The following is a 25,890-nucleotide window of genomic DNA, read 5'->3' as shown; positions in this document are numbered from 1 at the left end:
GGAAGCGCCGATCCTCTTGCACACGGCCTGACACACGACCTGACCAGGGGACGGTGAGCGGTATGAGGACGCTGAACGCTCTGTCGGCGGAGCACCGGGGGCGGCTGCTGCACAGCGCGCGGGAGGTCTCCTTCGAGCAGGGGGCCAGGCTCTTCGAGGAGGGGGAGATCCCGGCGGCGTTCTGGATCATCAGAACCGGTCTGGTGACCCTCGACATCCGGATACCCGGGCGCCGCCCGCGGGTGATCGAGTCCCTCGCCCACGGGGAACTGGTGGGCTGGTCCTGGATGTTCCCGCCGTCCCCCTGCCGGACAGGGGCAGAGGCAATGACTCCGGTACGGGCGCTGGAGTTCGACGCGGCCGAGGCGCGGCGGCTGTGCGAGGCGGACCCGTGGTTCGGTCACGCGGTGAGCGGATGGGTGGGCTCCGTCCTGGCCCACCGTCTCCAGGCGTCCAGGGCCCGGCTGCTGGATCTGTACGCCTCCCCGGGCGTGACCGCGCCGCGGTAGCACGTCCGTCCATCGCGTCCGTCCCGGCGTGGGGGCCGGGACGGCGAAAGGCCCCGGGACGAGTGGACCCGGGGCACGGGGGAACCCGGGCGTGGGGGCCCGGGCGGCGCACCCGGGCGGCAGGGGACGTTCGGCCCCTGTCGCCCGGGGCGGGCGGGCGGCACCCTCGATGAGGAACCACCGAGAACCAGGGAGCCACCGACGTGACCTCGACCCCCGTCTTCAGCCCGCAGCGCCCGATCCGGGTCTTCCTGCTCGACGACCACGAGGTCGTCCGGCGGGGGGTGCGCGATCTGCTCGACTCCGAGCCGGACATCGACGTGGTCGGGGAGGCCGGCTCCGGTGAACAGGCGCTGGTACGGGGTCCCGCGCTCCGCCCCGATGTGGCCGTGCTGGACATCCGGCTGCCCGACGGGGACGGCATCACCGTCTGCCGTGAACTGCGCTCGCGGATGCCGGGGCTGGCCTGTCTGATGCTCACGTCGTTCGACGACGACGACGCCCTGCTGGACGCCATCATGGCGGGCGCCTCGGGGTACGTCCTCAAGCAGATCAAGGGGTCGGACCTGGTGGCGGCCGTGCGGACGGTGGCGTCCGGCCAGTCGATGCTGGACCCCGCCACGACCGCGCGGCTGATGAACAGTCTGCGGGCCCCGCGGACTCCGGACCCGGAGGCCGACCGGCTGGGCGGGCTGACGGAGCGGGAGCGGGAGATCCTGGAGCTGATAGGCGAGGGGCTGACGAACCGCCAGATCGGCGCGCGGCTCTACCTCGCGGAGAAGACGGTCAAGAACCACATCTCACGGCTGCTGGCGAAGCTGGGTGTGGAGCGCCGCATCCAGGCCGCGGTGCTCGCCACCCAGTTCCGGCTGCCGGGGTGACGGGCCCGGTCGCGGGGGCCGTCCGGCGGGGCCTCCCGACACCCTGCCGGGCGGCCCCGGCCGCCGGGGCGCTACCGCACCGGCGGGCGGAGAATCGTTTCACCGACAGCACCGACGATATCGACGGCTCCGGGGCTCAGTCCTGGCCGAGCCAGAGATCCGGGCCGAAGACCTCGTAGTGGATATCGGCGGCGGGCACACCCCGTTCGAGCAACTGGGTGCGCATCGCGCGCAGGAAGGGCAGCGGACCGCAGAGGTACGCGGTGGTGCCGGGCTCCAGCGGGAGTCCGGCGAGGTCCGCGTGCCCGGTGCGCACGGTGGGTCCGGTGGGCCGGTCGGCGCCGGGCCGCTCGTACCAGACATGCGCGGTCGCGGCGGGCAGCGCGGCGACCTGCCGTTCGAGGGCGTCCCGGAACGCGTGGCTGTCCGGGGAGCGGTCGGCGTGGACGACGGTGACCGGGCGCGGTGAGCCCTCGGCGGCCAGCCGGCCGAGCATGGCGGCCATGGGTGTGCAGCCGATCCCGGCCGAGGCCAGCAGCAGCGGACCGTCACCGTCCGCGAGGACGACATCCCCGAAGGGCGCGCCGACGCGCAGCACATCGCCCTCCCGCACCCGGTCGTGGAGATGGTGGGAGACCTCCCCGCCGGGGGCGCCGCCCGGGGTGCCCGGGGTCCGCTTCACACTGAACTGGAGCGCGTCGGCGGGCTCCCCGGAGAGGGTGTACTGGCGTATCTGGCGTGCCCCGTCGGGGAGTTCGACCTGGACGGAGACGTACTGGCCGGGCCGGAAGGGCGGCGGGGGCGTGCCGTCGGCGGGGCGGACGAGGAAGGTGGTGACCTCGTCGGTCTCCGCGCGGCGGGCGACGACGACATGGTCGCGCAGGGTGGTCCCGGTCCCGGCCTGGGCGCAGAGCCGTTCCTCCAGGGCGATCAGGGCGTTCGCCATCAGCCAGTAGACCTCGTCCCAGGCGGCGGCGACCTCCTCGGTGACGGCCTCGCCGAGGACGTCGGCGATGGCCGCGAAGAGGTGGGTGTGCACGACCGTGTACTGCTCACGGGTGACGCCGAGGGAGGCGTGCTTGTGCGCGATCCTGCTCAGCAGGGTGTCCGGCCGGGTGCCGGGGTGGTCGACGAGGGCTCCGGCGAACGCGGCGATGGAGCCCGCCAGGGCCCGCTGCTGCTCCCCGGTGGCCTGGTTGCCCCGGTTGAACAGGTCCCGCAGCAGCTCCGGATGGGCGGTGAAGAGCCGGTCGTAGAAGTTCGTGGTGATCGTTCCGATGGCGGCGCCCACGGCGGGCAGCGTGGCGCGGATCGTTCCGGCGGATTTCTCGGACAGCATCGTCGGACTCCCAGGTCGGGTGCGGAAGCGAGGTACGGGTGACAGTGGCGGTGGCGGGTGGCGGGGGCGGATGACGGCGTGGACGGCGGGACGGCGGGACGGGGTGACACGGGAGGGCGGGACGGGACGGCGCGGGGCGGCCGTGCGGTATCAGGAGCCCGGGCCCGGTGGCCCCAGCGGCAGACCGAGCAGCACCGGACCGGTCGGCGATGCCACCAGGTCGTCGACGGTGTACGGGTCGAGCGCCGTGTAGAACGCCTCCTGCGCGGTGCGCAGCACGGAGCGGAGCCGGCAAGCGGAGCGCAGCGGGCAGGGCGGGGCGTCCTCGCAGCCGACGACGTCGCCGGTGCCCTCCAGTTCGCGGACGAGCCGTCCGATCGACCCGGTGCGCCCGGCGGTCGTGAGCGCCAGTCCGCCCCCGCGTCCGCGCCGCGCTTCCACGACGCCGAGGTGCTGGAGCCGGGTGACGACCTTCGCCGCGTGGCTGTGGGGGACGCCGACCGCGGCGGCCACCTCGCGGGTGGTCGGGGCGGGTTCGTCGTCGTGCACCGCGAGTCGCATCGCGATCCGCAGCGCCAGGTCGGTGCCTTTGGTCAGTCGCACAACGCCACCTTAGGTTAATGCGAATCTTAGATACCACTTAAAAGTCGCGAGGCCGGACCGGCCGGGACCTTCGGCCCCACCCATTGACCCGAACGGCACCCGCGTCCGTGGAAACGGATACCCGGGCGTCACACCCGGCCCCCATCCCATGACTGAGCGGCACTTTCACCGCTGAGGAGAGAGTCGAATGTCCGTTTTACCCGTCTTTGAGCTTCCGGACGCCATCACCGGGGCGTCCGCCGATCGGGCGCTGGGCACGGCGCTGATCGACGCATGGCTCACCCATGGGGTCTTCCGCCTGGCCATCTCACCGGCCCAGCGGGTCCTCGTGGCAGCGGCCCTGCGGGAGAGCAGGCGGTTCTTCCATCACCCCCTCGCCTACAAGAAACGGCATGTCAATGACCTCACCTACAGCGGCTACATCGCGCCGGACGAGGAACCGGCACCATCGGCCCGAGGTCTGCCGGAGACCTTCGCCGTCGGCAAGGACGTACCCGCCGACGACCAGCGCGCCCTGTCCCGCTGGCCCTGCCACGGCCCGGTGCCGTGGCCGGGGGCCTCCTACCGGAGGTCCATGCGCGCCCTGCTGACGGACGTGGAGTCCCAGGGCGAACGGCTGCTGGCACTGATCGCGCTCGGGCTCGGACTTGAGGACCCCTCAGCCCTCAACGCCCTCACCCACGACGGCTGGCACCACATGCGGGTACTGCGCTTCCCTCCTGTCCACAGCGTGGCGGGTTACGGCCCCGGACCCGGCGTCGGCTCCGACTCCGGTACCGGCTTCGGCTACGGCCGCCGCTCCGCGGCGGACCCGGGCATCGGCTCCCCTCTCGACCACGGCCTGCTGACCATCACGGCCCAGGACGACGCCGGTGGTATCTGGGTACGGCCTCCGGCGGCCGGAAAACCCCCGCACACCACGGGCCCCCACGAACCCGGAAGTTCTGCCGAGTGGACTCTGACACCTCCTGTTCCCAGTGCGCTCACCGTGCTCCCCGGTCCTGTCCTCCACCTTCTGACCAGCGGTCATCTGCCGTCGACTCCCCATCGGGTCCAGCTCGCCGACCACGATCGCCATGTCATCTCCTACATCCACGAGCCCAATTTCCAGGCCCTCGTCCAGCCGCTGCGGCACACCCGCGGCGACCGTGACCCGCTCGCGACCGACGAGGATCGACGGGTCCATTACGGCACTCATGTCACCAGCATGCTCATGCGCTGTTATCCGGAGCGCCTCACCACCAGGAGGCTGCGGGAGGACGGTGGACTCGCCAGGCTCGCCAGGCTCCGCGCCGGAGCCGGTCTCGACTGACGCCCCCACCGCTGCCCGGACCCGGCCGCCGGTCCGGCGGCGGTGCCCTGCGTCGCGGTGACTCCACTTCCGGCCACTGAGGCCCCGTCGACTCCCGGGACCCTCCCCGCCGTTGGCCGACACACGCTCCGGAAGCCGCCCGGCCGCCGACGGATCACGAGTGGTGGCGCCGGTCGCGCAGCCGGTCGCGCAGCGGCATGCAGAACCAGAATCCGAAGAGCCAGCAGAGGATTCCGGCGGACAGGAGGGCGGCGAGCATCGTGTGCATCACCACGCTGAGCACCAGCAGTACCGCGCAGCTCAGCGCGAGCATCAGCAGCACCAGGCCCCACAGCGCCAGTTGCCCCGACACCTTGACCAGACGGTGCTTGCGCCGCGGGTCGGAGATCAGCCGGTGGAAAGGGGCGGGTGCGGTGAGGAGCCCGAAGGACCCCAGCGCCAGCACCAGGGAGGCCACATAGATGACCCGGTCGGAGAGGTCGAACCCGGCGAAGCGCGGGGTGACCGACACCGCCATGAGGAAGCCCAGAAGGAACTGGAGGGCGGTCTGGGCGACCCGGACCTCCTGAAGGATCTCGGCGTACGCCTGGGTGCTGGTCTCCTGCTCCGCCGGAGCCTGGACGGACGTCGGTGCCGCCTCCCGCAGTCCGGGCACCGCGACGGCTCCGGCGCCCCCGGGACGGCCCGGCACCCGCACCAGACCTCGCACTCTGAGCCGCTCGTCCCCGAGGGTTTCGACCTGCTGATGGGGGATCAGCACGGAACGGCCTGCCTGCCGCCGCGCCCCGGCGGTGTCCCAGCGCGCCACGAGCTGGGGCTTCCCTCCCTTGACCGGCACTTTCTCCCACTGGGCGACCAGCGGCTTGCGGTAGATGAACGAACCGTTCGGGAGGGCGTCCCGGATCGCTTCACGCGAGACAAAGACCCCGTCACTGTCGGACATATGCCGACCTCCGATGCTGAGGAGGGCTGAGGCTTTCTGTGCGCCTCACTATGTCTAGTAGTACGGCTATCTCTTCACCAAAGGTTCATCTTGATTCCACTTTGACTTAAACTTAATCTCGCTTTATGGAATATTCAACTACGCACAGCGACTGTGCAGTTCAGTGACGAGAACGGCTGGGCCATGGGTGCGGTTCAATCCGGCCAGCACTCTTGGGATACTCGTATGACTCCCGCGGGGCGATGTGACACAGGGCACCCGCCCCGCCGCGTTCCCGCCGGGTTCAGGGGTGCGGAACGACCGCCACCGGAACGGTGGAGTGGTGCAGGACGGCGTGGGTGACGGAGCCGATCCGTCCGCCGAAGCGCGTGGCCCGCCGGATGCGGCGGCCGACGACGAGGAGCGCCGCGTCCGTCTCCCGGGCCGCCGAGACCAGGAGGTCCGCGGCCTTGCCGGGCAGCGCGTCGGCGATCACCTCGACCGGGGGGTACTTCTGCCGCCAGGGGCGCAACGCCTCCTGGAGGACGGCGGATTCGGCGCGGCCCAGTTCCTCGTTCAGCTCCGGGTCCGGGGGCAGCCCATAGGCGAAGTACGGTGGCAGGCTCCAGCCGTGGACCACCCGCAGGGCCGTCCCACGGCGGGCGGCGGCCTCGAAGGCGAACATGATCGGCCCGTCGTCCGGGGCGTTGGCGTCGAGACCCAGCACCACGGCCCCGCCAGGGCCCGCGACGGCACCGCCACGGCCCTCGGCCGCCTCGCCCCGCCCCGCGGTGGCTCCGTCCCGCTCCGCGGGCCCGGTGCGCCCGGTGTGCCCATCGGCCGCCGCCCGCACCAGGACCACGGGGCGCCCGGCGCGGGCGACCACCTGCTGGCCCACCGAGCCGAGCAGGAAACCGCCGATACCGCTGAGCCCCCGGGAGCCGAGCACCAGCAACTCGGCCTCCGCCGCCGCCTCGGGCAGCAACTCGCCCGGACGGCCGGTCAACTGCTCCCAGACGACATCGAGGCCGGGGTGGCGGGCGCGCAGCTCGGCGGCGGTGTCCTGCGGCAGTTGCTCCGACTCCTCCCGCCGGGTCTCGGCGCCCATGAAGGGCACCTGGAGCAGCGGCACCGACTCCCAGACACTGACCAGCCTCAGCGGCAGCCCGCGCAGCCGGGCCTCCTCGGCCGCCCACGCCGCTGCGGCCAGACTCTCCGGAGAGCCGTCGAGCCCGACGGCGACGCTGCGGGACATGGCGCGCACCTCCTGGAACCGTGGGGAGCCGGTACGGTCCCCCGTCCAGCATGGGGCGCCCTCCTCCCCCGTGCGCGGGGCCACCGGGCCCGCTGCGCCGTTCGGGTGGGACACCGCCCTCCTCCCGCCGACCGCCGGACGGCCCCGGCCGACGTGGACCGTCCGGGGTGGACCGTCCGGGGCAAGTGCGCGGAACCGGTCGGCGGGGTCCACTTCCCGGGGCTCTCCTCCTGAGCCGCCGGACCGGCTCGCGGCACGCCCCCGGCGCGGGGCCCGGCGGCCGGTCCGGTGAAGGCCGCTGATCCGATCGGGTGCGGGCCGGGCGCGGCAGGTCCGCGCCCCCACCTGTCGGACATACGGTCCGATCGTCGGATCACCCGCCCCCGGACGGCCCATCCCTCTCCCCAAGGAACGACATGCGCATCCGTACCGCCCTCGCCGCGCTCGCCCTGGCCGCCGCCGGGCTGCTGCTCGGCGCCGCACCCGCCGCGTCCGCCGCGTCCACGATCGAGTTCGGCGATCTCATCATCACCACCGAGCAGAGCCCCGACGTGGTCGCGGGGTGCAACGCCGGAGGGATCTCCCTGTCGCCGTCCGCGCAGTGCGGCGTCTTCCACATCAACGCCCTCTGACACCAAGGGAATTGACTTCGGCCCGCCCCGGCGGAGCGCGGGCGGAAACGGGGTGACCGATGTCCCCGGCGGGGATACGGTCGTTCCATGTCCCTGCGTCTGCTCTTCGTCGTCCTGATCGGGCAAGGGCACATCAATCCCATGCTGCCGCTGGCCGAGGAGGCCGTCCGACGCGGCCACCGGGTGGAGTTCGCCACCTGCGCGGACCACGCCGCGGAGGTGGCCGCCACCGGCGCCCGGTGGGTGGAGCTGCCCGGTCCGCCGCCGTTCGAGGCCGCGCCGGTGAGCGGCCCGATCGGCGGACCGGCCGCCATGGGCGTCTGGGCGCGGCACTACACCGCCGCCATGGCCGCCGCCCAGGAGGCACTGCACCGGCACTGTGCCGCCGACCCGCCGGACGTGATCGTCTACGACTCCACCAACTGGCCCGGCCGGCTGACCGCCCGGTCGCTGGGGCTCCCCTCGGTGCGCTGTGTCCCGTATCTCGCGTCGAGCCGGACCTACTCGCTGAACGTACGCACGACGGACGGCCTCCGGCCGGGGCATCCCGCGCTGGAGCCGCTCGCGGCCGACTGCGCGGAGTTCACCGGGCGGACCGGGTTCCCGCTCACCCTGGCCGATGTGCTGGACGAGAACGCCGACGACCTGAACCTGATCTTCGTGCCCCGGGCCTTCCAGCCCGCCGTGGAGAGCTTCGGGCCGGAATCCCGGTTCATCGGGCCCACCCTGGGCGACAGAGAACGGGCGGAGTCGGGGACCTGGTCACCGCGGCATCCAGGGCTTCCGCTGGTGTATGTGTCCCTGGGCTCCGCGCTCACCGGAAGCTCCGGTTTCTACCGCGTCTGCGCGGATGCCTTCGCGGACGGCCGCTGGGAGGTCGCCATGACGGTCGGCGGAACGGACCCCGCCGGGCTGGGTCCGCTGCCGCCGACCGTCACCGTGCGGCAGCGCTTCCCCCAGCTCGCCGTGCTCGGCCGGGCGACCGCGTTCATCACCCACGCGGGGATGAACTCGGTGGCGGAGGCGCTGTACCAGGGGGTCGGCACGGTCGCCCTGCCGTTCACCGGTGAGCAGGCGGTCAACGCGGACCGGCTCCGGGAGCTGGGCCTCGGCGAACGGCTGTCCTGGGACGGGCTCAGCGCCGACGTCCTGCGGTCGGCGGTCGAACGGGTGGCAGCGGACCCGGCCATGCGGGCACGGCGGGCGGAGCTGCGCGCGTCGGTGCGCGACAGCGGGGGTGCCGTGCTCGGGATGGATCTCGTCGAGGCACATCTGCGCGGCGCTCCCGCCGTCGGCTGACCCTCCCCCGCTCCCGCCCGGGACTCCGGTTCTCCCGTGGCTCTCCCGGGCGGGTGGCGCGGCCGGACCGGGGCGGCGGTCAGACGGTGCCCGCGATCCTCGCCAGGAAGGCGCCCAGGTTCCCCATCGCCCGGGCGCCGCGCTCCTCCACCGTGAGCGACTCCTCCTGCCGGACGGTGCGCAGCGCGGGCTGCCGCTTGCCGCGCAGATAGAGCGAGCAGGCCAGGTCGGAGCAGATATAGAGGCCGGCGGAGTCCCCCTCACGGCCCCGGGGGCCCGCCAGCGGTGCCACGAGCAGGGTGACGCCCGACGCGGCGTGGCCGGTCAGACAGACGGAGCAGAGGCTGGAGCGCACGGCACCGACCCTGGTGACGGCCGGGGCCCGCAGCACGATCCCGGTGGGTCCGTCCGCCCCGGGCGCCACGAGCACCGCCCGCAGCGGGGCCCCGGGGTCGATCCAGCCGAGGAAGTCCAGGTCGTCCCAGTCCAGCTCGGCGAATCCGGCGGGCAGCCGCACGCGGTTCGCCTCTCCCTTGGAACAGTTGATCAGAGAGCGGCGTATCTGTTTCTCGGTAAGGGGTTCCACGTCGGGTGACCGTACACAGGACCCACCGAGTAAGTCATCCGGTTTTATCCGGGATATCCCGGACCGCTTCGGGCGACTTGGGCGAGGTCCGGCCGTCCGCCCGCACACGGCCGTCGTCAACGGCCCGGTCTGCCGCCGATGGCGCCGTCGTGCGGCCTTCCCCCCTGAGCCTGGCGGCGGTGGCCTGTCTCATGCACGCATTCGGGGACGACGCGCGGCGGCCAGGTGCCGACGGTGAGCAGACCGAGGAACTGGGCCCGGGCCACCAGGGCGGCCCGGTTGGGGGCGTCGAGGGCCCGCATCATGCCGGTGACGTGGTAGACGACGCCCTGACGGCTGAGACAGAGCCGGGAGGCGAGCTGATCGGTGGAGGCTCCGGCGGCGATGCCTTCGAGGATGCGGGCGCCCGTCGGGGAGAGATGGTGGGCCCGGCGGCGGGCGGTGCCGGGGCGCAGGACCCGGTCGGGGGTGAAGGTGACGACATAGCCGACCGGGCCGGACGGCGGGTGCACGGCGGTGCCGGTGAGCTGTCCGGGGAGGAGTTCGTCGGGGGTGCGCAGGGCGAGGACGGGCTCGGTGAAGCGGGCGCTGTGCCCTTGGGCGAGGCGGGCGAAGTGGTGGCCGAGGAGGGCGGGCGCGCCGGGGTGGAGCAGTTCGTAGAGGCTGTGGCCGCAGGTGTCCGCCGAACCGCGGTTGAACCAGGTGTAGAAATCGGCGTCGGCGGCGGTGACGGTCAGGGCGGCGTCCAGGCTCGCGGTACAGGCGCACGGCCGGTCCCCGGAGCGCCGGGGGCGCACGGGGTTCCTGCCGGCGCAGGGTGAGGAGTCGGCACGGTGGTCGACGGTCATGGGACTGCCTTCTCTCTGTCGCAGACGCGTCACTGGTGGGGTGGAGACCACGGCGCGGGTGCGCGTTCCCGCGGGGGGTGGTTTTCGGACAGGGCCACCATCCGCTGAGTGACATGTCCGCTGCACTGCCCAGGACGTCGCCCGGAGGCGGCGCGGGGCACGGACACAGGGGTGACGCTGCGGGCAGGAGAGGCGGCGCGACCGCCGCCCCCGGTGGGGACGACGGCGGGATGGGCCGCCGTCCGGCGGAACCCGGCCCCTTGCCCCGCGCGCACCCGCTGTACACCTGTACACCGACAGGGGACGCGACCCGCACGGGGCGGGCGGTCTATGCCGCGGCGGCCCGCGCCGGGGCACGCTCGGACGCCGGTACGGCCGGTCCGTACGCACAGGTGACCGACATCGGCTCGCAGGTGACTGACATCGCGACTCCCCCGCTCAAGGGAACCCTCCGGGCTCCATCGAACCAGAAGACTATTACCCGATTACCTGGTGCACAAGTAAAACGCAGGCGTTGAGGTTGCCTGATCGGAAAGGTAGCCTCGTCGGATGGGTGCGCAAGCGGAGGGCAGGGAAATGACCCCGGAGGACACACGGGAGCCGGGTGGGGAGTCCGCCTCGCTGGACGACCAACTGTGCTTCGCCCTGTACGCGGCCTCGCGCGCGGTGACGCAACGCTATCGCCCGCTGCTGGAGGAGCTGGGGCTGACCTACCCTCAGTACCTGGTCATGATGGTCCTGTGGGAGCACGGCACCGTACCGATCAAGGACATCGGCACCACGCTCCAACTCGACTACGGCACGCTCACCCCGCTGATCAAGCGTCTGGGAGCCGCCCAACTGGTGCGCAGGGAACGGTGTGCCGACGACGAGCGGACCGTGCATGTCAGCCTCACCGAGCAGGGGACGGAGCTGCGCCGGCGGGCGCTGGCGGTGCCGGGCGCCATGTCCCACGCGATGGCGCTTCCGTCCCAGGATCTGGACGAGGCCAAGAGAATCCTGCGGCAGTTGACCTCCAATGTCTCCCACCGGGCGGCGGCCGGGACCCCCGGGGCCATCGAGTGCCCCGGGAGCACCGGGAAGCCCTGCACGCCCGGCACACCCGGCACCGTCGACGGCTGCTGACCCGCCGCGCGCTCCGGCCCGCGGTACCGGGGACAGCCGTGGCTCCGTGCACCGGGCCCGTGCGGGGAGACGGGCCGGCCCCGGTCGGCCGGGTGCGACCGGAGCGGGACCGTCCGGCGTGGCACGATCCCTTCCATGACCTCTTCTTCCGGGACCTCTTCTTCCGGCAGCGCACCGCGAGGACAGCGGTACTTCACCCATCTCGACGACCTGTGCGACTCCGCGCGTCTTGTCGTGGACCGTCCCCGGGACAGCCGCCATCCCCGGGTGCCGCAGGCGGTCTATCCGGTGGACTACGGCTATCTGGACGGCACGACGAGCGGCGACGGGGAGGGCGTGGACGTGTTCCGGGGCAGCGCCCGGGGCGCGGGCGTGGTCGGTGTATTCCTCACCGCGGACCTGGTGAAGCGGGATGTCGAAGTGAAGGTCCTCCTCGATTGCACCGAGGACGAGATCGACCGCATCCGATGGCTGCTGGACGAGGTCCTGGGCATCGGCGGTCTGCTGGTGCGACGGGACGACATGCCGCCGGTCTGATCCCCGGCGGCACGGCCGTGTCCGTTCCGCGGCAGCCCGGTGGGCCGGGTCCGCCGCCGTACGCGGAGACGGGCCCGGCCCACCCGTTCCTCAGCGCACGCGCCCCGCGAGGCCCACCCGTTCCCGTGCGAAGCCCAGGAAGGCGTCCACCCAGCCGGCCGAGGGATGGCTGAACCGGTGGAAGCTCAACGAGCCCACCAGAGAGGCCAGATCACGGTCGGAGAGGGCCGGGGCAGGGGTGCCGAGCGCCGCCACCAGCTCCGGGCGGTGGCGGTCGGCCGCGGTCTCCAGACAGCGGCGGAGCAGGGCGGCCGCCTGCGCTCCGGACAGCTCCTCGTGCCAGGCCGGCCCCCCGGGCCGGTGCACCAGCTCGACGACCACATGGGCCGGGCCGGTGGCCCGGACCGCGCCCCCGAGCGCGATCACACTCTCCGGGAACAGGAACATCTTGTCGGGCCGGTTGGCCGGATATGAGCGGGCGGCGAACCGCAGCGCGGCCGGGTACAGCGACGGACGGTGCTCTTCCAGCGAGTCGGTGCGCACCCCCATGGAGCGGGGCCCGCCCACCATCCGCCAGCGGTCCCCGCTCGCGTGGAGCAGCACGTCGTCGTTGGAGACGAGGGCGGCCCCGGAGGAGCGCACCAGCGACAGGGCGGCGGTGGTCTTGCCCGCCCGTTTGCCGCCGACCAGCACCAGCCCCACCCCGGCCAGCTCGACCCCCGCCCCGTGCAGCGGCACCGCCCCGGCCGTGACGGCGAGTGCCCGTGCCACGGCCCGGGTGCACCGCAGGGCGAGCAGGGGCAGCCACCGCGGCAGCGGGGCGGTGACGGTGAGGACGCGGTCGTCCGGGTGGAACGCGATGTCGTGATCGGGTTCGCCGCCCCCGTCCTGCCTGCCGTCGGCGGGTCCGTACCCGTTCTGTCCGCCGCCCTTCCGTCCGCCGCCGGTGGGCCCACTGTCCGGAATCCGGCTCTCCGACACGAGGTTCAGCGTCCAGATCCGGCCAAGCGGTTCGTTCACCGGCTGATAGAAGGGGGCGGTGATCCGTCGCAGTATCTCGGCCACGCGGGGCTCCGCGTACACGGCGAAGGTGATGTCGGCGGAGGGAACGGCGAGCAGCAGGGGCGGTGTGGGCGTCGTCATGTCAGTCCCTCTAGGATCTTGCGCCCCTCCGACTCGAACTGTGTGTCCTGTGTGCGGCGCGCGGCGGTGAGTGTGGTGATGGCGCAGGCGAGCCGCGCGTAGTCGAGCAGGGATCGGTCCAGGGGGCCGGGGTCCTCCGCACGGGCCGCCCGGTAGGCGGCGGTGAAGAGGACCTGGCCCCCGGGGATGGCGGCCAGGTCACCGCCCCAGATGCGTTGCAGGTCGTACTCGGGCGGCCCGTGTTCCGCGCGTTCGAAGTCGAAGACCACCGGGCGCCCGGTCCGGTCCCGGGCGGTGTTGCGCAGGGAGAAGTCGCCGTGCAGCAGGACCGGCGGCGGGCCGTCGCCCGCCTTCTCCGCGGCCCGGACCAGGGCGGTGGCCTTCGGTCCTGTGAGCCGGTCGCGTACCTCGGCGAAGAGGTCGGGGGCCTGTCGGGCCAGCCCGTCGAGGAGCCGGGCGAACGCCGCCCCGCCCACCTCGGTGGTGGGCAGGGCGGCCGTCCTCCGTCCCGCGCCGTACGGGGCGGCCCCGGGGCCGTCATCGGCTTCGGGCCCCGCCTCCTGCCCCGGTCCTGGCCATGGTCCCCGCTCCCGTTCCGGTCCCCCTCCCCGTTCCGGTTCCGGTTCCGGTTCCGGTTCCGGTTCCGGCAGTACGGTGTCGTGGACGGCCGCCAGCAGCCGCCCCGCCGCCACCGCGGATTCGGGGAGCCCCACGGGGAGCCGGGTGAGCGGCTGCCAGCGGAAGACGGCGTACTCCCCCAGGCCCGCCGCCCGTCCGCCGCCCAGGAGACGGGTGGTGACCTCGGGCGGGACCGCGCGGGCGACCAGCCGTTCGGCGGCCCCCCGCGCGGCGACGGCGTACAGCTTGACGAAGACCTTCTCGTCGCGCAGTTCACCGCGGAACCAGGCGTTGCGGGAGCGCTCCTTCCGGGACGCCGCCGAAACCTGGCGCAGTCCTCCGGTGCCGGAGGCGGCGGCCAGCCGGTCGGCGACATGTCCGGGCAGGACACCGACCAGCCCCCCGTCGAGCAGGCCGTCACCCATCGGCACCGCGGCCGTCACTTGGGTTTCCCGATCCAGGTGCACAGGTAGTCCATGTGGACGAGGCGCCGGTCGGTGGGGACGGTGGGGCGCTGCGGGAACTCGAACTTGGGCGCGACATCGCGCGGGCAGTAGGGGTCGCGGACGAAGAGCGAGCGCTCCCCCGTCTCGTGCGCGTGGTGCAGATACGAGCGGCCCGCGCAGCCGCCCCGGCACTGCTGGAGCATGCCGCAGCCCTCGCAGCCCGCCAGCAGGTCGGGGTTGGCGTTGCGCCGCCGGAAGGAGCGGAACTGCGGGGACCGGATGATGTCGTACAGATCGTCCTCACGCAGATCGCCGACCTTGTAGTCGTGCAGATAGACGCAGGGCGAGACCGGTATCCGGCCGTCGGGGGTGATCGAGTGGATACGGAACGAGGTGCGTCCGCAGGGGCAGCCCTTGGCCTTCTGGTAGTCGGTGACGGCGGCGATCGGCGGCTCGCCCAGGTCCACCGGGGAGCAGTGCTCCATGAGGAAGGCGAAGCCCTCGTAGTACTGCTCGGCGGGGAGCAGGGAGTCCATGTGGGCCGGTTCAACGGGCTTGATGGGGTTGATCCTGATGTGGGCGTCGTACTCGACGGCCAGCTCAAGCAGCCGCTCCAGATGGCGGATGGTGAAGTTCCAGTTCATCCCGCACATGATGATCGTGTGGTCGAGGCCGTACTCCTTGGCCAGTTCCAGGGTGCGGATGGCCTGTTTGTAGATCTTCGCCCCGCGGTTGGCGTTGTGTTCGTCCTCGAACGGGGAGTCGAAGCTCACGTCCAGGTCGTTCAGGCGGCGCCACTGCGCGTTGTGGTCGCGCTCCAGGTGCAGCCCGGTGATGCCCGATGTGGTGAGGCCGACGATGATTCCCGCGTCGACCAGGCCGTCGATGATCCGCGGTAGGAGGGTGTCACGGGGGTTGGGGCCATTGGTGAACAGGGGTTCATTGCCGCCGAGGTTGACCGTCTCGACACCGTTGAGGGCGAGCTGGCCGACGATCCGGTCGATCATCTCCGGCGTGAAGTCCATGCCCTTCTCCCGTGCGGACATGGAGTAGCAGTGGGTGCACCGGTAGGGGCAGTCGTTGCCCAGGGTCCAGCCGATGTTCTTGATGTCGATCTCGCACTCGTCGGCGTCCTCGTGCTCGATCGGCCCGACCGGGCCTTCGAAGTGCTCCTTGGGGTTGATCACCGAGAGGGGCAGGGACTTCCGGGTCCAGGGGTAGTCGGCGGCCGGCTGATTGCTGCGGTCGGCGGTCATGGCGTCCCTTCAGCGGGGTCAGTGAGCGAAACAGGATCGGCGGAACAGGATCTGCTCGGACAGGGATCGGCTCGGATGAGCATCGGCTCGGATCGAGGGTCAGCGGTGTGAGGGCATCAGCAGAGAAACGGGTTCGCGTCCGCGTCGTAGACCAGTCCGACCTCGCGATAGCCCAGGTCCACCCGGGCGTCGAGATCGCGGTACCAGTCGGCGGTACCGGCGAGTTCGGCCCGTATCAGCTCCTGCACGGCTCCGTCGAGGGCCGCCGTGGAGCAGGGTCCGGCGGCCAGGTCCAGCAGTGAGCGGAAGAAGTCGAGGTCGGTCCCGCGCAGCTCCTTGGCGAAGCCGTGCATCAGGGCCAGCTCGCCCGCGTCCAGGGCCTTGGGCGCCGACAGCGGGTCGATGGCCTTGTCGTAGATGGCCGAGTGCGCCTTGTGCCACTGCTTCAGTCCCCGGTAGAGCGGGCGGACCCGCTCCTCCAGGACGTCGTAGCGGGTGTTCCCGAGGTGGTCCCGGTCGATCTGGAGGACGCCCTGCCGCTCCAGCCGGCGGGTGAAGTTGGTGCCGGCCGCCGCGTACATCTCGGTGAAGATCCCCTTCGAGACGGTCCAGGAGTACGCGCGCATTCCCGTGTAGTTCTCCTCCAGCTCCTCCAGCGAGGTCTTGTCGTCGAAGAGGATGTGCCCGGCCTGCACATAGATGCCGTGGGTGCGGAAGATGTCCAGGGCACGTCTGTTCTGTGCGACGTCCGCGCGCTTGGCCATGCGGCGCAGCGCCGACTGGGCGAAGTTCTCGATGCCGCAGGAGAAGGAGAAGAACCCGGCCCGTGCCAGTTCGCCGACCACCTCTTCGGTCACCCGGTCGGCGCGTATGGAGCCGCGCATCCGCGGTTTGATGCCCCGGTGGGCGATCTCGTCGGCCAGCTCGGTGCACCAGCGGGCGTCCCTCGGTGGTTCGATCAGCGAGTCGTCGATCACTTTGACGTGGGTGGCGCCCCGTCCCCACAGGGCCTCCAGTTCGTCGACCACGTCGGTGACGGAGCGCTGGCGCCAGGTCGCGCCGCCGCCCACCCGTTCGAAGGCGACGATCGAGCAGAAGGTGCAGGACGCCTGACAGCCGCGGGCGGTCTGGACATGGACCATGCTGCGGCGGGCGAGGGTGAGGTGCAGGGTGTCGCGGGAGGGGTGGGGAAGCTGGTCGAGGGCGAGCTTGGGCGCGGGGACCGGGCTGTGCCGGACGGTGCCGTCGGGGCGGCGGTGGCTGATGCCCGGGATCTCGTCGAGCGCGGGTGTCCCGTCCCGCAGATGGTCGGCCAGCATGCGCAGCGGCACCTCGCCCTCGCCCCGGACCACGGCGGAGAAGCCCGCCTCCAGGAAGTCGTTGGTGTGGAAGGTGGGGCCGTAGCCGCCCGCCACGGTCAGGATCTCCAGGCCCGCCTCGCTCAGCCGCCCCATCGTCTCGATGGCGCGCTCCATGTTGCTCCGGTAGCAGGCGAATCCCACCATCCCGGGCCGGATGTCCATGATGCGGCGGGCCAGGGTCGGTACGTCGATCCCTTCGAGCCAGCCGTCGATGACGACGACCTCATGGCCCGCCTGTCGCAGGAATGCCGCCAGATAGCCGAGTCCGAGATTCTCCTCCGCGGTGCGATGGGTGACCGGTGGAGGTGTCGCCAGGACCACCGTGGTCCCGTTTCTCCGCGGTGACTTCGTATCGATCACAATCGTGACCGTACTAGGCCCCCGAGAGGACGTCCATGTTCCCTAGAAGAAGTTATAGATACCGGCCCGTAACTCTGAGGGGAATCACGGGCCGCCGTCTACTGTTTCAAGCCGATGCCGGTTCTCTGCGGCCGTCCGGACAGAGATCGAAAAGCATCGTAATTCGAACACTTATTCCTACGAAAGCGGTTGATCCCTGCGGGCCCTGACCTTTCGCCAGGTGGGAACCGCCGGGCGGCGCCCTCGCACCGAACCGGTCACAGCCAGCGTTGACGCAGGTCATACAGGTGGTCGAGCAAGGTGCGTGAGTGTCCCTCACTCGCTGGGGAATCGGAGGAAAAACCTTGTCCGCCCAGAAACCCTCTCGTTCCATGCTGGCCCGCGGACTGTGCATCCTGCGTTGTTTCGGCCCGGGAGAATCAGAACTGCCCCTCTCCGAAATAGCGCGGAGAGCCGAGCTGCCCAAGGCGACCGCCCACCGGCTCGTCGCGGAACTCGTCACCGAAGGTCTGCTGGAACGGGGCGAGAAAGGAATCAGACTGGGCGTCGCCCTCTTTGTGCTGGGCGCCCGGGTGCCCGGACAGATCAAATTCCGCGATCTGGCATTCCCTTATGCGGAGAAACTGCACCACCTCACCCGGGGCAGCGCCTTCGTGTTCATCTCCGGCTCCCTCGGCCCCGACGCGGCGCTGGTGGACGCGGTGCGGCGCGCCCACGGCACCGGCGGCGGGCTCCGCGCCGAGGAGCGCCGGGCCTCGGCGCAGGCGGCCACGCGGGTCTTCCGCGCGTTCGGCGGGGCCGGGACCCCGCCCCACCCGGACGCCGAAGGGAACGGCGGGGAGACGGACCGGGTGCGGCAGCGGGGGATCGCGGCCGTCCGGGGCCCGGGGACCGTCGGGGTCGCCGCGCCCGTCCTCGCCGCGTCGGGCACGGCCGCCGGGGCCCTCGCGGTCGCCGCCCCGGAGGGCCGGATGCAGGTGGTCACGGCCGCCTCGTATCTGCGGGCCGCGTGCGCGGCGGTCTCCCGGGCACTGCGGAACGCCCATGGGCCCGTGCCGCGCCCATGACCCCGCGCCCATGGCCCCGCGCCGGTGGCCCGTGGTCCCCGGTGCGGTGGTCCTCGGTGCGGTGGGCCCGTGGTCCCCGGTGCGGTGGTCCTCGGTGCGGTGGGCCCGTGGTCCCCGGTGCGGTGGGCGGTGGTCCCCGGGGCAGTGGGGCGGTGGCCCGTGGTCCCCGCGGCTCTGGTCCCCGGGGCGGTGGGCCCCGGCGCGGTGGGCCCGGTGCGGTGCGGCACCGGTGGCTCAACGGCGCCGCGCCGTGATCAGGGCGGGCAGCAGCCGCCCCGCCAGATACTCCTGGCGGGCCGCCGTGAGCGTGTCGCGGATACGGTCCGCCGACGCGGTCCCGTAGATCGCGGCGACGCTGCCGCGGAAGATCCGCACCACCTTGAGCCGTTCGGCGAGCAGCGCCGGGGCCCATGCGGTCAGATCCCGCCGCACCACATCGGTGAGACCGGCCCGGTCGAGCTGGCGGAGCCGGTCGGCGAGGCGGGTGACGAAGAAGACCCCCTCCGGATGGGTCGCCCGGAACGCGGGGGACGGGGCCCCGGCGCCGGGGCTGAGGCTCACCTCCTCGGTGAGGACGAGCAGCCCGCCGGGCCGCAGCAGCCGCGCGGCCTCGCGCAGGACCGCGCCCGGTTCGGGGAAGTGCGGCATCGACCCCGTCACCGTCACCACGTCGAGCGAGGTGTCCGGGAGGGGGACGGCGGTGGCGTCGGCGCAGATCTCGGTCACGTTCCCGCGGCCCTGTGAACCGCTGATACGCCGGCTCACCGCGCAGTGCTCGGCGACGAGGTCGACGCCGTGGGCGCGGCGCACGGCGACCCCCCGGGCGGTGAGCCGGTCCACCGTATGGCGCAGGGAGCCGCCGAATCCGCTGCCCAGCTCGCACAGGTCGACCGTCGCGGCGGCAGCGCCGCCGGCCCCGCCCTCCGGGGCGCCGTCCGGGTCCGGGCGTGGCCCGCGCAGGGCGGCGGCGACGGTGTCGGCGACGAGATCGCAGCCCTGGGGCCCGAAGTGGCCCATCTGGTCCAGGCCGAGCAGTCCCTCGGGGCTGTCCTGCCCGGTGAAGCCGACGATGGCCCGTCGGGTGTTCTCCCAGTCGTGCAGCGCGGGGAACAGGTCCCGGTGGTAGCGGTACTGGGCGGTGTGCTGGTCGGGCGGGTCCTGCGGGCCCGGCCGGGCGGTGGCTCCGGCGGTCACCGGGGGCGCCCGCTCGGGAGGGCGGCGGGGACCACGACGGTTCGGAGGTTCGGCACAGCGGTGCTCCTCGGCGGGGCGGTCGGCGCTGATCGGGACAGCGCCCTGGGACATGACGGCATCGGGGCGCCGGGGAACGGCCGGCGCGGATCGGGGGCGGGGCACGACCGTGCGCGCGTCCCGGTACGGGCATACAGGCAGTACGAGCGGTACGGGCGGTCGGTGCACTCCCGGTACGGACGGCGGGTGTTCCTCGGTGCATTCACGCTCCTCGGTGCGGTGGCGATCCGGTATTGCCTCCCTATTGCCTCCCTGCATGGACTCGGTGCACTCCGGCTCATGCTCGGATATTGCTCGGTGCATGGGGCGGTGCGCTCCGCGTGCGGCAGCCCGGTGCGCGGAGGCGCGATGGCTCCCGGCCGCCGGACCGCAGCGGGAGAACGGCTCAGGGCAGCGTCATCGCCGGGTGGCGGAACGCGTCGGGCACCGCCGCGCACACGGTGTCGAGGATGTCGAGCGCCTCCGCCACGTCCGCGTCATCGGCGACCAGCGGCGGCAGCAGCCGCAGCACCTCCGGCCGCCCCAGGCAGGGGGAGACCAGCAGACCGTGCCGTCCCAGCCCGGTGAGGACGTCCCCGGCGACAGCGGGGCCGGTGAACTCGACACCCCACAGGAGCCCCCGGCCGCGTACCTCCGTGATCAGGGCGGGGTGCCGCCGGGCGAGACGCGCCAGACCGGCGCCGAGCGCGGACGCCAGCCGCTCGCCACGCGGGGCGAGTTCCTCCACCGCCGCGAGCGCCGCGAGTGCCGCCGCCGCACCCAGTGGGTATCCGGAGAAGGTCGAGGAGTGCACGAACGGGTCGGCGGACAGCGGCGCGTAGAACTCCGGGGTGGCGACCAGCGCGGAGAGCGGCTGCACTCCCCCGCCGAGGGCCTTGCCGAGGAGTACGGCGTCGGGCCGCAGGTCCAGGTCGGTGCTGAGCAGCCGGGGCCCGCAGCGGCGCAGTCCGGTCTGGATCTCGTCCGCGACCAGGAAGGCCCCGTGCTCGTGGGCGGTGCGCGCGAGCGTCCGCAGAAAGCCGGGGTCCAGCGGCCGTACTCCGCCCTCGCCCTGGACGGGTTCAACGATGACGGCCGCGAACACGCAGGCCGCGAAGGCCCCGGCGATCGCGGCGGGGTCGGCCGGGATATGCACGACACCGCCGAGCAGCGGTTCGAGCGAGCGGCGGTAGCGGGGGTTCCAGGTCGTGGCGAGCGCGCCGAGGGACTTGCCGTGGTAGGCGCCCTCGACGGCGAGGACAAGGGTGCGCCCGGTGGCGAGGCGGGCGAGTTTGAGCGCGGCCTCGACGGCGTCGCCGCCGTTCAGCCCCAGCCACACCTTCGTCAGCCGCCCGGGGTCGGCCCACTCCGTCAACGCCTCGGCGAGCCGGGCGGTGGTGGGGTTGGCGAGGACGCGGGTGGACACCGGCATCGTGTCGAGCCCGGCGCGCACCGCGTCGAGGACGGCGGGGTGGCGCTGTCCGAGCAGGGTGACGGCGTAGCTGCCGAAGTCGAGGGCGCTGCGGCCGTCGGAGAGCCGGACCCGGGCTCCCCGGCCGTCCGCCTCCACGGCACCGGAGCCGTTCATTCCGTAGACGAGCGCCAGCCGGGGCGAGAAGTGCCGGCGCAGGGCGGTGAGCGCGTCGCGGGCTGTCCCGCGTGCGGCGTCGGGCGACATCCGGAACGTCCTCTCCTGGTACGGCGGGTCGGCCCGTCCGGCCGGTGGTCATACCGAGCGACCGGGTAAAGCTGGACAAAGCCGGACGGGTCTGGGTGCGGAACGGGGCGGTCGCCCCCCGCCCCTCCCGGGCGGACCGGGCCGGGGCCGGACGGCGGGCCGGACCGGACCGCGGATCGGCCCGGCCCGGCCGTGACCCGGGCCGGTCGGGGCAAGGCCCGAGCCTCGGTTGTAACCCCCCGCGCGGAGCGCTGAGAAGCCGTGTTCCGGCTGCCGGAACAGCCATTGAGCCGGGCGCCCCGCGCTTGGGACGCTGCGCGCGGCGCCGGAGTCTCCGGCCCCGGGCCCACCCGGGCCGCCGCGGCTCCCGGAACCCCCACTCCGCCCGCGTCCACCCGTCAGTCCATCAGTCCGTCCACCCGTCCACCCGTCCACCCGTCAGTCCGTCAGTCCGTCAGTCCGCCGAAAGGTGCAGCGACCGTATGAAGACCACGTCCACCGGCGCCGTCGGGTTCCCGGACCCGGCCACGCTGAGCACGCGTCTCGATCTCTTCCTGGAGCAACGGGGAATGAACAGGGACGCGGTCCTCAAGGAGGCCGACCAGGGGGTGGGGACACCGCTGCTCGCCGTCGCCGCCGGCTCGGTGCTCACCGGCTTCGGCAACCCCCGCAGCGATCTCGACCTGCTGGTCCTCGTCGAGAGCGAGCGGCTCACCCGCTTCCCCATCCAGTCTCACGAGCACGGCACACTGATCGATGTCAGCATCCGCCGGGCGGAGTCCGTGCGGCGGAGCGCCGCCGAGCTGGCCGAGGAACCCTGGCCCCGGTTCGCCGGTGTCACGGAGGCCGCCTGGAACCACCGGCGCCGCGCCCTCAACACCACCAGCAGACTGGCGCTCGGACTGCCCCTGGTCGTCTCGCCGCCCTGGGACGACTGGTACGAGGGGCTGCGCGGGCCCTGGCTGGCCTCGGCCGTGGAGCAGTGGTGGACGGTCGAGGCGCACCGGCTCGCGCAGGCCGCCCGCTGGCTGCTCGACGTCCGCCCCCCGGCGGCGGCGGTCCGCGCCCGGGAGGCCGTGGCCGCCGCGCTCAACGCCCGGGCCACCGCCGAGGGCGAGCTGTACTTCCTGGCCAAGTGGGTGGGCGAGAAGCTCAAGGTGCTCGGGGACACGCGGGGCACGGCCCTGCTGCGGGACACGCTCTCCTCACCGTCCCCCTCCCCGGAGCAGCTCCGGCACTGGCTCGCCTCCGTCGATCTGCTGCTGGGCGACGCGGCCCCGCTCCACTCGGTCCTGCGCTGGTCCACCGGCATCGGGACGACCGCGCTGGACGATCGCACGGTCGTGGACCGGTGGCGGTTGCGCGCCCTGGAGATCCCGCCGCGAGACCTGCCGCCCGGCGACGGCGACGCGGTCGTCTGGTCGGGCCCGCTGGGCGCCCTGCCGCCCGCTGAGCTGATGTCCCTGTTCGCCCACGACATGCTGTGGCTCGGCGTCGCCGACCCGGCACCGGAGGCCGCCGTATGAGCCGCACCGTCCCGCCCCCGACCCCGACCGGACCGACGGTCTCCGCTTCGCCCGCCACCGGCCCGACGGTCTCCGTGTCGGCCCCCACCGGACCGACCGTCCCCGTGTCGGCCCCCACCGGACCGGCACCCTCCGGAACGGTGGGGGCGCCCCCGGCCGATCTGCGGCGGCTGCTCGCCTTCCGCGCGCACGGCGCGGCCCGGCTGCTGCTGATCTGCCGCTCCCGGCTGGAGGACGTCGAGGGCGCCGTCGCGGCCCGGCAGACCGAGGTCGCCGTCCTGATGGCCTACGAACTGGTGCAGCTCTCGCTGTCCGTCCGGGGGCTGCGCACCGAGGGCGAACCGGTGTACGCGCTGGGCGAGGCCGCCTTCGACCCCTTCGCCGGGGTCCCCGCCGAGGAGGCCGAGGCCGGGATGCGGCTCGCGGCCGACGGTCTGGACGCGGTCGGCGAGCGCGGCACGGCATGGCTGGACCGGCTCCGGGAGCATCTGCTCGACACCGAGGCGCTGCTGGGCTACGGCGAGCCCCTGCCCGACGTCCGCTCCGGCAGCGGACTGATGAAGGGCTTCAGACTGGTCCGTACCTGGCAGCCGGTCCTGGAGCGCGTCGGCCTGCCCGATGTGCTGCCGGACGCGTGGACCCGCCGTGCCGACTGACCCGGCCCCCGGGCCCTCCCCCGGCGGGCCGGCCCTGGCCCTGCACGCCGTCGGCAAGCGGTACGGCACCACGACCGCGCTGGACGGGGTCGACCTCACCGTCGCCGCCGGGGAGATCGTGGGCCTGCTCGGCGCCAACGGCGCGGGCAAGACCACTCTGATGTCCCTGGTGGCGGGCCTGCTACGGGCGGACAGCGGCCGGATCGAGATCTGCGGCCGACCCCTCACGGGCGATCGGAGCCACGACCGCCGCGCCCGTCTCGACCTCGGTCTGGCCCCCCAGGAGCTGGGGGTCTACCCACCGCTGACCGTCCGTCAGAATCTGCGGTTCTTCGCCGAACTGGCCGGGTTGCGCGCCCGCGAGGCGCGACGGCGGATCGAGGAGACCGCGGCCCCGCTCGGGCTGACCGCCCTGCTCGACCGCCGGGTCTCCCGGCTCTCCGGCGGCGAGCAGCGGCGGGTGCACACCGCGCTGGCCCTGCTGCACCGCCCGCCCCTCGTCCTGCTGGACGAGCCCACCGCGGGCGTGGACGTGGAGACCCGGACCCGGCTCATCGCCCATGTCCGGGAGCTGGCTGCCACCGGTACGGCGGTCTGCTACTCGACGCACTACCTCCCCGAGGTCGAGGCGCTGGACGCGAGCGTGGCCGTGCTCCACCAGGGCCGGATGGTCGCCCGCGGCACCCTCGCGGAGGTGGTGCGCGGCCATGGGGAGAGCGCCGTGGAGCTGACCTTCCCGGGCCCGCCGCCGCCACTGCGCCTGCCCTGGCCGGTGACCGTCGGCGCGGAGGTGCTGCGGGTCCAGGTCGAGGAGCCGCAGTCGGCGGTGCCCGAGGTGCTGGCGGCGCTCGGCGACACGGCCGGTTCACTGGTCGGTCTGCGGGTGGTGCGGCCCGGTCTGGAGAGTGCCTTCCTCCGGCTGACCAGGGAGCGGGCCGTGGACGGCGAAGGCCCGGTGCGGCCCGCCCGCCGGGCCGTGGGGGCGGCGCTCCATGGGTGACGGTTCGCTGCGGCGGATCGCGGCGCTGGCGCGGCAGGACGCGAGGCTGCTGGCCCGCGACCCGGCGCCGCTGATCGTCCGTACCCTGATGCCGCTGCTGGTCATGGGTTTCACCCAGCCGCTGTTCCGCGCGGCGCTGCGGGCCGGGGACGTGCCCGACGCCAACGGCGCCGAGCAGGGCGTGCCCGGCATGGCGGTCGTGTTTCTCTTCCTCCTGGTGAACGTCGTGGGCTTCGCGATGTTCCGGGAGCACGGCTGGCACACCTGGGACCGGCTGCGGGCCGGTCCCGCGCGGTCGTTCGAGCTGGTGGCCGGCCATGTGCTGGTGGCCCTGGCCGCCGCGCTGGCGCAGCTCGCGGTGGTCCTGGGGGTGGGTGGGGCGCTGTCGGGGCTGCGGGTGCGCGGCTCCTGGCCCGCGCTGGCCGTGGTGGGGGTGCCGCTGGCGCTGTGCGTGGTGATGGCGGGCATGGCGCTGGTGGCGCTGTGCCGCTCCATCTCCCAGCTCACCGTCGCCGCCAATCTGCTCGCCCTGCTCCTCGCCGGGCTCGGCGGGGCGCTGACCCCGCTGTCCGTACTGCCGGACTGGGCCCGTCCGCTCGCGCCCGGGGTGCCCAGCTACTGGGCGATGCGCGGCTTCTCCACCGTCGTCCTCGACGGCGGCGGTGTGGTGGACGTCCTGCTCCCGGCCGCCGTGCTGTGCGGCTTCGCGGCCGGTCTCACGGTCGTGACGCTGGTCTTCTTCCGCTCGGCCCACCCCAAGCTCACCTGGTCGTGAGGGTCCGAGGCCGCGCAGGGCCGTCGGACCGCGCCACTCAGGCCGCACCGGGCCCGCGCCGGGCCGTTCGGGCCACGCTGTGCCGTTCGGGCCGCACCGACGGCACCGGGCCCGCGCCGGGCCGCGCCGTCGGGCCCACCGGGTGTCACACCGTTCCACCACCGCCATCAGGACACCCACCGCCATCAGGCAGCCCACCGCCGCCAGGCCCCTCGCCACCGCCATCAGAGAGGACACTCCCATGCCCGCGCTCGTGGTCTTCGACTGCTACAAGACACTCATCACCGCCCCGCCCGTGCCGGGACCCGAGGAGTTCACCACCCACCTCTCCGCGGCCCTGGCCGTGGACGCGCACCTGGCGCGGAAGGTCGTCGACAGCGTCTACGGCGCCGTGTTCACCGCGATGACGGATCCGGCCGCGCTCCAGCCCGCGACCCTGGCCCTGCTGGACGAGGCCCTGCGGGAGCAGGGCGAGCCGCGTCCCCGCGCAGCGCTGGAGGAGGCCCTGTGGCAGGCGTTCGGCTGCGCGGACCCGGCCGGGTTCGCCCTGTGCGGGCCCGTCGCCGACGCCATGCGCCGGGTGGCCGCCGCGGGCCACACCGTCCGGCTGCTGTCGAACTGCTATCTGCCGGGCTCCCTGATGCGCCGGCTGCTGCGCCGCACCGGGGTGCCCGATGTGTACGAACGGGCGCTGTTCAGCGGGGACGGGGGCCCGAAGAAGCCGGACCCGAGGGCGTTCCGGCTGATCGGCGAGGGCGCGTTCGACCGGCGGGCGATGGTCGGCGACGACGAGGAGATCGACATCGCCCCGGCCGCCGCGCTCGGCTGGGACACCGTCCGCGTGGACACGGACGCCCTGGACCCGGTCGGGCTGCCGGCCCTGGCGCGCCGGTGAGGAGGAGCCCGTCCGGCGGTCCGCACCAGGA

At 73.2% G+C, this 25,890-nt stretch carries 25 protein-coding genes; 13 read left to right on the top strand and 12 right to left on the bottom strand.

Features of this window, described 5'->3' with window-relative positions:
• The first annotated feature begins 62 nt into the window (after positions 1 to 62).
• Together CRV15_RS27140 and CRV15_RS27135 are read left to right on the top strand one after the other, a co-directional pair.
• The gene (locus CRV15_RS27140; protein ID WP_003959344.1) at positions 63 to 509 is read left to right on the top strand and encodes a Crp/Fnr family transcriptional regulator; all 447 of its coding nucleotides are present in this window, start codon (positions 63 to 65) and stop codon (positions 507 to 509) included.
• Positions 510 to 712: 203 nt separating this feature from the next.
• Complete coding sequence (locus CRV15_RS27135) at positions 713 to 1,390, top strand: response regulator (RefSeq protein WP_003958673.1); 678 nt, start codon at positions 713 to 715, stop codon at positions 1,388 to 1,390.
• A 136-nt stretch (positions 1,391 to 1,526) separates the two neighbouring features.
• Here the strand turns inward: CRV15_RS27135 and CRV15_RS27130 are convergent, their stop codons facing one another.
• Complete coding sequence (locus CRV15_RS27130) at positions 1,527 to 2,729, bottom strand: globin domain-containing protein (protein WP_003958674.1); 1,203 nt, start codon at positions 2,727 to 2,729, stop codon at positions 1,527 to 1,529.
• A gap of 150 nt (positions 2,730 to 2,879) precedes the next feature.
• Positions 2,880 to 3,332 carry an RrF2 family transcriptional regulator gene (locus tag CRV15_RS27125; RefSeq protein ID WP_003958675.1) on the bottom strand — a complete coding sequence of 151 codons (453 nt, stop codon included), beginning with the start codon at positions 3,330 to 3,332 and terminating at the stop codon, positions 2,880 to 2,882.
• A 187-nt stretch (positions 3,333 to 3,519) separates the two neighbouring features.
• Between CRV15_RS27125 and CRV15_RS27120 the strand changes: the two genes are divergently transcribed.
• Positions 3,520 to 4,644, top strand: coding sequence for a 2-oxoglutarate and iron-dependent oxygenase domain-containing protein (locus CRV15_RS27120; protein WP_003958676.1), 1,125 nt, complete (start codon positions 3,520 to 3,522; stop codon positions 4,642 to 4,644).
• A gap of 154 nt (positions 4,645 to 4,798) precedes the next feature.
• Here CRV15_RS27120 and CRV15_RS27115 read toward each other — a convergent pair whose 3' ends face one another.
• Positions 4,799 to 5,587, bottom strand: coding sequence for a DUF6328 family protein (locus CRV15_RS27115; RefSeq protein WP_003959346.1), 789 nt, complete (start codon positions 5,585 to 5,587; stop codon positions 4,799 to 4,801).
• Between the two features lie 283 nt (positions 5,588 to 5,870).
• A complete protein-coding gene (locus CRV15_RS27110; RefSeq protein WP_009995170.1) occupies positions 5,871 to 6,821 on the bottom strand; it encodes a universal stress protein in 951 nt (316 codons plus the stop codon).
• 416 nt (positions 6,822 to 7,237) lie between these two features.
• Between CRV15_RS27110 and CRV15_RS27105 the strand changes: the two genes are divergently transcribed.
• Together CRV15_RS27105 and CRV15_RS27100 are read left to right on the top strand one after the other, a co-directional pair.
• Complete coding sequence (locus CRV15_RS27105) at positions 7,238 to 7,453, top strand: hypothetical protein (protein WP_009995171.1); 216 nt, start codon at positions 7,238 to 7,240, stop codon at positions 7,451 to 7,453.
• An 87-nt stretch (positions 7,454 to 7,540) separates the two neighbouring features.
• Positions 7,541 to 8,752 (top strand): macrolide family glycosyltransferase, encoded by a 1,212-nt coding sequence (locus CRV15_RS27100; RefSeq protein WP_003959348.1) that lies wholly within the window; start codon positions 7,541 to 7,543, stop codon positions 8,750 to 8,752.
• A gap of 79 nt (positions 8,753 to 8,831) precedes the next feature.
• Here CRV15_RS27100 and CRV15_RS27095 read toward each other — a convergent pair whose 3' ends face one another.
• Both CRV15_RS27095 and CRV15_RS27090 read right to left on the bottom strand, forming a co-directional pair.
• On the bottom strand, positions 8,832 to 9,338 hold the full coding sequence (locus CRV15_RS27095) for an FBP domain-containing protein (RefSeq protein WP_003959349.1): 507 nt from the start codon (positions 9,336 to 9,338) through the stop codon (positions 8,832 to 8,834).
• Between the two features lie 116 nt (positions 9,339 to 9,454).
• Positions 9,455 to 10,186, bottom strand: coding sequence for a helix-turn-helix transcriptional regulator (locus tag CRV15_RS27090; RefSeq protein WP_003959350.1), 732 nt, complete (start codon positions 10,184 to 10,186; stop codon positions 9,455 to 9,457).
• A 549-nt stretch (positions 10,187 to 10,735) separates the two neighbouring features.
• Between CRV15_RS27090 and CRV15_RS27085 the strand changes: the two genes are divergently transcribed.
• Both CRV15_RS27085 and CRV15_RS27080 read left to right on the top strand, forming a co-directional pair.
• The gene (locus CRV15_RS27085; protein WP_003959351.1) at positions 10,736 to 11,311 is read left to right on the top strand and encodes a MarR family winged helix-turn-helix transcriptional regulator; all 576 of its coding nucleotides are present in this window, start codon (positions 10,736 to 10,738) and stop codon (positions 11,309 to 11,311) included.
• Positions 11,312 to 11,446: 135 nt separating this feature from the next.
• Positions 11,447 to 11,848 (top strand): hypothetical protein, encoded by a 402-nt coding sequence (locus CRV15_RS27080; protein WP_003959352.1) that lies wholly within the window; start codon positions 11,447 to 11,449, stop codon positions 11,846 to 11,848.
• 90 nt (positions 11,849 to 11,938) lie between these two features.
• On the opposite strand, the gene CRV15_RS27075 is transcribed toward CRV15_RS27080, so the two are convergent.
• From CRV15_RS27075 to CRV15_RS27060, 4 genes are all read right to left on the bottom strand, one after another.
• On the bottom strand, positions 11,939 to 12,991 hold the full coding sequence (locus CRV15_RS27075) for a phosphoenolpyruvate carboxykinase (ATP) (RefSeq protein ID WP_003959353.1): 1,053 nt from the start codon (positions 12,989 to 12,991) through the stop codon (positions 11,939 to 11,941).
• Positions 12,988 to 14,052, bottom strand: coding sequence for a phosphotransferase family protein (locus CRV15_RS27070; RefSeq protein WP_009995181.1), 1,065 nt, complete (start codon positions 14,050 to 14,052; stop codon positions 12,988 to 12,990). Before CRV15_RS27070 ends, CRV15_RS27075 begins: the two co-directional genes overlap by 4 nt.
• Positions 14,049 to 15,311 (bottom strand): radical SAM/SPASM domain-containing protein, encoded by a 1,263-nt coding sequence (locus tag CRV15_RS27065; protein WP_003959355.1) that lies wholly within the window; start codon positions 15,309 to 15,311, stop codon positions 14,049 to 14,051. Before CRV15_RS27065 ends, CRV15_RS27070 begins: the two co-directional genes overlap by 4 nt.
• A 116-nt stretch (positions 15,312 to 15,427) precedes the next feature.
• A complete protein-coding gene (locus CRV15_RS27060) occupies positions 15,428 to 17,032 on the bottom strand; it encodes a B12-binding domain-containing radical SAM protein (protein ID WP_230864085.1) in 1,605 nt (534 codons plus the stop codon).
• 344 nt (positions 17,033 to 17,376) lie between these two features.
• Between CRV15_RS27060 and CRV15_RS27055 the strand changes: the two genes are divergently transcribed.
• Entirely contained in the window at positions 17,377 to 18,099 is a 723-nt protein-coding gene (locus CRV15_RS27055; protein WP_129555069.1) for a helix-turn-helix domain-containing protein, read from the top strand.
• 234 nt (positions 18,100 to 18,333) lie between these two features.
• On the opposite strand, the gene CRV15_RS27050 is transcribed toward CRV15_RS27055, so the two are convergent.
• Together CRV15_RS27050 and CRV15_RS27045 are read right to left on the bottom strand one after the other, a co-directional pair.
• Positions 18,334 to 19,404, bottom strand: coding sequence for a class I SAM-dependent methyltransferase (locus CRV15_RS27050; RefSeq protein WP_106431988.1), 1,071 nt, complete (start codon positions 19,402 to 19,404; stop codon positions 18,334 to 18,336).
• A gap of 331 nt (positions 19,405 to 19,735) precedes the next feature.
• Positions 19,736 to 21,007, bottom strand: coding sequence for an aspartate aminotransferase family protein (locus tag CRV15_RS27045; protein ID WP_003959359.1), 1,272 nt, complete (start codon positions 21,005 to 21,007; stop codon positions 19,736 to 19,738).
• 482 nt (positions 21,008 to 21,489) lie between these two features.
• Here CRV15_RS27045 and CRV15_RS27040 point away from each other — a divergent pair, with 482 nt between their 5' ends.
• The 5 genes from CRV15_RS27040 to CRV15_RS27020 all read left to right on the top strand — a co-directional run bounded on the left by CRV15_RS27040 (position 21,490) and on the right by CRV15_RS27020 (position 25,859).
• Positions 21,490 to 22,533 carry a nucleotidyltransferase family protein gene (locus CRV15_RS27040; RefSeq protein ID WP_003959360.1) on the top strand — a complete coding sequence of 348 codons (1,044 nt, stop codon included), beginning with the start codon at positions 21,490 to 21,492 and terminating at the stop codon, positions 22,531 to 22,533.
• A complete protein-coding gene (locus CRV15_RS27035) occupies positions 22,530 to 23,189 on the top strand; it encodes a hypothetical protein (RefSeq protein WP_003959361.1) in 660 nt (219 codons plus the stop codon). Before CRV15_RS27040 ends, CRV15_RS27035 begins: the two co-directional genes overlap by 4 nt.
• Entirely contained in the window at positions 23,179 to 24,189 is a 1,011-nt protein-coding gene (locus CRV15_RS27030) for an ABC transporter ATP-binding protein (RefSeq protein WP_009995187.1), read from the top strand. The genes CRV15_RS27035 and CRV15_RS27030 overlap by 11 nt, the downstream gene beginning before the upstream one ends.
• On the top strand, positions 24,182 to 24,964 hold the full coding sequence (locus CRV15_RS27025) for an ABC transporter permease (RefSeq protein ID WP_003959363.1): 783 nt from the start codon (positions 24,182 to 24,184) through the stop codon (positions 24,962 to 24,964). The genes CRV15_RS27030 and CRV15_RS27025 overlap by 8 nt, the downstream gene beginning before the upstream one ends.
• A gap of 241 nt (positions 24,965 to 25,205) precedes the next feature.
• On the top strand, positions 25,206 to 25,859 hold the full coding sequence (locus tag CRV15_RS27020; RefSeq protein ID WP_009995188.1) for an HAD family hydrolase: 654 nt from the start codon (positions 25,206 to 25,208) through the stop codon (positions 25,857 to 25,859).
• Positions 25,860 to 25,890 lie beyond the last annotated feature (31 nt).

The organism is Streptomyces clavuligerus (genome assembly GCF_005519465.1).
GTDB lineage: Bacteria > Actinomycetota > Actinomycetes > Streptomycetales > Streptomycetaceae > Streptomyces > Streptomyces clavuligerus.
This window is presented reverse-complemented; position numbering and strand designations above follow the sequence as displayed.